We start from the raw sequence: 4,000 nt of genomic DNA, 5'->3' as shown, positions 1-4,000 counted from the left end.
TCCAGGCCTGGGGGCCCAGCGCCATCAGGGCGTTGAGCGAGGTCTGAGCACCCGCCTCGGCGGCGCGCTGCGCATCGCCGCTCAGGCTGCCGCTGGCGGCCAGCGCCTGCAGGTCGACAATCTGGTCGCCAATGGCGACGCCGCCGCGCCAGGCTTGCTGGCTGCCTTGGCGGCGAAAGCTGGCAAAGGGCAGGTTCTGCAGCGGGAAATCGCTGCCAGCGGCCTGGGCGCTAGGAACCCAGCTTTGCAGCGCGGGGTCATGGGTTTCGTTGAGCAGGGTCATGCGTTGATGTCTCCAAGTGGGGTTGCAGCGGGCGCATCTGCGTTGTGTGCCCGCTGCGGTTCAGTCTCAGTGGCCTCGGCGGCCTTAGGCCTTACCTTGCGGCTTGAAATGCTTTTGCAGCCCTTGCCAGCAGCGGTAGTACTCGTGCTGGAGCTGCACCGTCTCCAGCGCATAGGCGGTGGGCTGGATGACGGCGGGGGTCTCGAACATAAAGGCCATCGTGTTGTCGATGTAGTGCGGCTTGTGCGTGTCGGCCTTGCTGGCTTTGTCGAAGGTGTCGGCATCGGGCCCGTGGCCGCTCATGCAGTTGTGCAAAGAGGCGCCGCCGGGCACAAAGCCCTCGGCCTTGGCGTCGTAGGCGCCTTCGATCAGGCCCATGAACTCGCTGGCGAAATTGCGGTGGAACCAGGGTGGACGGAAGGTGTCCTGCGCCACCAGCACGCGCGGCGGGAAGATGACAAAGTCCAGCGCATCCACGCCGGGCAGGGAGGTGGGCGACTGCAACACCAGAAAGATCGACGGATCGGGGTGGTCGTAGCTGATCGAGCCGATGGTGTTGAAGCGGCGCAGATCGTATTTGTAGGGCGCGTAGTTGCCATGCCAGGCCACCACATCGAGGGGCGAGTGGCCGATGCGCGCCGACCAGAAGTGGCCGCGCAGCTTGGCCACCAGCTCAAAGTCGCCCTCCTTGTCCTCATAGGCGGCGACCGGCGTCTGGAAATCACGCGGGTTGGCCAGGCCGTTGGAGCCGATCACGCCCAGGTCAGGCAGCTTGAGCAGCTCGCCGTAGTTTTCGCAGATATAGCCGCGTGCGGTGCCGTCAAGCAAGGTCACGGCAAAGCGCACCCCCCGGGGCACCACGCAGATCTCTTGCGGCTCGACCTCCAAGGTCCCCAGCTCGGTGGCAATCTGCAGGCGCCCTTGCTGGGGCACGATCAGCAGCTCGCCATCGGCGTTGTAGAAATAGCGCCCTTCCATGCTGCGGTTGGCCGCGTACAGGTGGATGCCGCAGGCGGCGTTGCCGCCCATGCTGACGATGCCCTGCAGAAAATCGCAGGGCGCATCGGGCAGCGGCAGCGGATCCCAGCGCAGCTGGTTGGGGGGCGTGGGCACCTCGTCAAAGCCGCCGGTGACATGGCTTTTCCAGCGCGGCAGGGCCAGCGGCGCGAAGGGCTCATGCATGGCGCCGGGGCGGATGCGGTAGAGCCAGCTGCGGCGGTTGCTGTGGCGTGGCGCGGTAAAGGCTGTGCCCGACAACTGCTCGGCATACAAGCCCAGCGGCGCGACCTGCGGCGAATTGCGCCCCACGGGCAGCGCCCCCGGCTCGGCCTCGGTCGCCCATTCATTGGCAAAACCTGTCATATAGTGCCGGGGCTCGGCGTTCAAACTGCGCATGCATGTCTCCTTTCAGTCGTTGTTGGGGCGGGTGCGCCGGCCGTGCGGACCTGGCGGTGAAGCGATCACTAGGAATCCCTAGGGAAAATACTGGACGTGGGCGTGCCCTGGGCGCTTCCGCAAAGCGGGGCTCCGTGACATAGTCGCGGTAGCTGTTTTCCCAGCCAGCATTGATACAAAACCAAGGAGACGCGTTGAACACGCCGCTGGACCGTACCTATACCCACCGCCTGCATGCACTGGCCAAAGTCACCGACCGCACCACCCAGATGGTGTACGAGGAGGAGGTGGGCATTCCTATCAGCGAGGCCCGCTGCCTGGCAGCGATTGGCGCGTTCCATCCCCTGTCGGTCAATGACCTGGCGATGCGCGCCAACCTGAACAAGGCCCAGGCCAGCCGCTCCACCCAGGCGCTGGTCGAGCAGGGCCTGGTGCTCAAGCAGGCCAGCGAAGTCGATGGGCGCGGCGTGGTGCTCAGCCTCACGCCCAAGGGCTGCGAGTGCTGGGAGAAGGTCATGGTGGTCATCGCCCGCCGCAATGAAGAGATTCTCTCGGCGCTGACCATCGACGAGCGGGAGCAGCTCAGCGTGCTGCTCGACCGCCTGCTGCAGCACGCGCGCCAGACCAGCCTGCCCGAGTAGCGCGGCCCTGCGGCCCGCAGGGCTGCATGCACGGCGCCGCAGCGGCTTGCGCCGCCGCTGGCAGGCATACAGCCTGGCGATCATGCAGCGGCCTCCGGCTCGGCCACGGCATCGGCCTGCGTCTGGTAGAGCGAGGCCAAACTCTGGTCAATCGCACCAAACAGGCTGTGGCCGTCCTTGCCCTTCATCTCGATGCGCACCGTGTCGCCAAACTGCATGAAGCCGGTGGTGGTCTTGCTTTTTTGCAGCACTTCCATGCTGCGCTTTTCGGCGATGCAGCCATAGCCCTTGGGCCAGTCCATGCGGCCGTGCTTCTCGGCGCCGCTGTTGCTGACGGTGCCGCTGCCCAGCACGGTGCCGGCGCGCAGGTGGCGCGTCTTGGCGGCATGGGCGATCAGCTGGCCAAAGTGAAAACCCATCTCCGGGCCCGCATCGCACATGCCGACCTTGCGGCCGTTCCAGCTGGTCTGCAAGGCCAGGTGCACCTTGCCGCCGCGCCAGGCATCGCCCAGTTCATCGGGGGTGATGGCCACCGGGCTGAAGGCCGTCACCGGCTTGCTCTGCACCAGGCCCGCGCCCTTGTCGCGTTCAGCGGCTTCCAGCTGGCGCAGGCTCAACGGATTGGCCAGCATCAGCAGGCGCACGCTGTCGAGCGCATCTTCGGGACTGCTGTCCTGCTTCACATCGCCGGTGATGACGGCGAGCTCGGCCGAGAAATCAATGCCCATGGCCTCGCTCGCCACGACGATGTCGTCACAGGGGCCGATGAAGGCGTCGCCCGCGCCCTGGTGGACCAAGGGATCGGTCTTCAGCGCCGCGGGCAAGTCCTCACCCGGTGCCTGGCGCAGCAAGGCCACATGGCTCAGGTAGGCGGCGCCGCAGAGCCACTGGTAGGCGCGTGGCAGCGGTGCCATGCACTGGGCGGGGTTGAAGTCAAAGCTGTGGCGCGCGCGGTCGGCATTGAGCGCGTCGTACAGGTCCTGCAGCTGGGGGGCGTAGAAATACCAGTCGTCGAGCACCTGCTGGAGGCGGTGCGCGATCCCGGAGGCGTAATGGGCCGTGCGCAGGTCGCGCGAGACGACGACCAGCTGGCCGTCGCGCGATCCGTCTTTATAGCTTGCAAGCTTCATACCGGTGTCTCACAGTCAAACATGCCTCTATCGTGCCAGATTGGCCCCAGGCTGGGCGCTTGCCACGCTGCTTGTGCCTATCGCAATGCACGCCTTGCAGCGTGAAATTACGATTAGTGAAATGCATTCCTTTATTTAGAATACCTTAAACTAGCGCCATGGACAAGGATCGTGCAGGCATTCAGTCAGTCGAGGTGGGATTTGCGCTGTTGCAAGCGCTGGTGGAGGCCCAAGGCCCGCTGGCGCTCAAAGACCTGGCGCAGGCCGCTGCGATGCCGGCAGCCAAGGCCCACCGTTATCTGGTGAGCTACCAGCGCAGCGGCCTGGTCAAACAGGAGGCGGCCACCTCGCGCTACGACCTGGGCCCGATGGCCTTGCAGCTGGGGCTGGCGGCGCTGCGCCGCAGCGATGCAGTGCGGCTGGCGCGCGAGCGCATACCCGATTGGCTCGACCGCCTGGGCCACACGGTGGCGCTGGCCGTCTGGGGCAACCATGGCGCCACCATCGTGCACTGGGAGGAGCCGCCGCACGGCACCACCGGCCACCTGCGC

Annotated in this window: 4 protein-coding genes and 1 pseudogene; 2 read left to right on the top strand and 3 right to left on the bottom strand. The window is 66.0% G+C overall.

The genetic code is table 11. From position 1 onward, the window contains the following. Together H928_RS0105750 and hmgA are read right to left on the bottom strand one after the other, a co-directional pair. Positions 1–283, bottom strand: a pseudogene (locus tag H928_RS0105750) (fumarylacetoacetase); the annotation flags it as partial. An 84-nt stretch (positions 284–367) separates the two neighbouring features. After that, positions 368–1,678: a homogentisate 1,2-dioxygenase gene (gene hmgA, locus H928_RS0105745; RefSeq protein WP_027010593.1), complete on the bottom strand. Its 1,311-nt coding sequence runs from the start codon at positions 1,676–1,678 to the stop codon at positions 368–370. Between the two features lie 194 nt (positions 1,679–1,872). Here hmgA and H928_RS0105740 point away from each other — a divergent pair, with 194 nt between their 5' ends. After that, positions 1,873–2,319, top strand: coding sequence for a MarR family winged helix-turn-helix transcriptional regulator (locus tag H928_RS0105740; RefSeq protein WP_021025643.1), 447 nt, complete (start codon positions 1,873–1,875; stop codon positions 2,317–2,319). Between the two features lie 80 nt (positions 2,320–2,399). Here H928_RS0105740 and H928_RS0105735 read toward each other — a convergent pair whose 3' ends face one another. Next, positions 2,400–3,449 carry a fumarylacetoacetate hydrolase family protein gene (locus tag H928_RS0105735; protein ID WP_021025642.1) on the bottom strand — a complete coding sequence of 350 codons (1,050 nt, stop codon included), beginning with the start codon at positions 3,447–3,449 and terminating at the stop codon, positions 2,400–2,402. 158 nt (positions 3,450–3,607) lie between these two features. On the opposite strand from H928_RS0105735, the gene H928_RS0105730 reads away from it, so the two are divergent. Further along, positions 3,608–4,000, top strand: a 393-nt coding sequence (locus H928_RS0105730) for a helix-turn-helix domain-containing protein (RefSeq protein WP_027010595.1), incomplete at its 3' end; no start/stop codon positions are given.

It is taken from the genome of Comamonas sp. B-9, assembly GCF_000410635.1.
Taxonomy (GTDB): Bacteria; Pseudomonadota; Gammaproteobacteria; order Burkholderiales; family Burkholderiaceae_C; genus Comamonas.
The sequence above is the reverse complement of the archived record's forward strand: the minus strand, read 5'-3'. Positions and strand labels throughout refer to the sequence as shown.

Coding starts and splice junctions, on each gene's coding strand:
- hmgA (WP_027010593.1), bottom strand. CDS start 1,678: ATGCGCAGTTTGAACGCCGAGCCCCGGCACTATATGACAGGTTTTGCC.
- H928_RS0105735 (WP_021025642.1), bottom strand. CDS start 3,449: ATGAAGCTTGCAAGCTATAAAGACGGATCGCGCGACGGCCAGCTGGTC.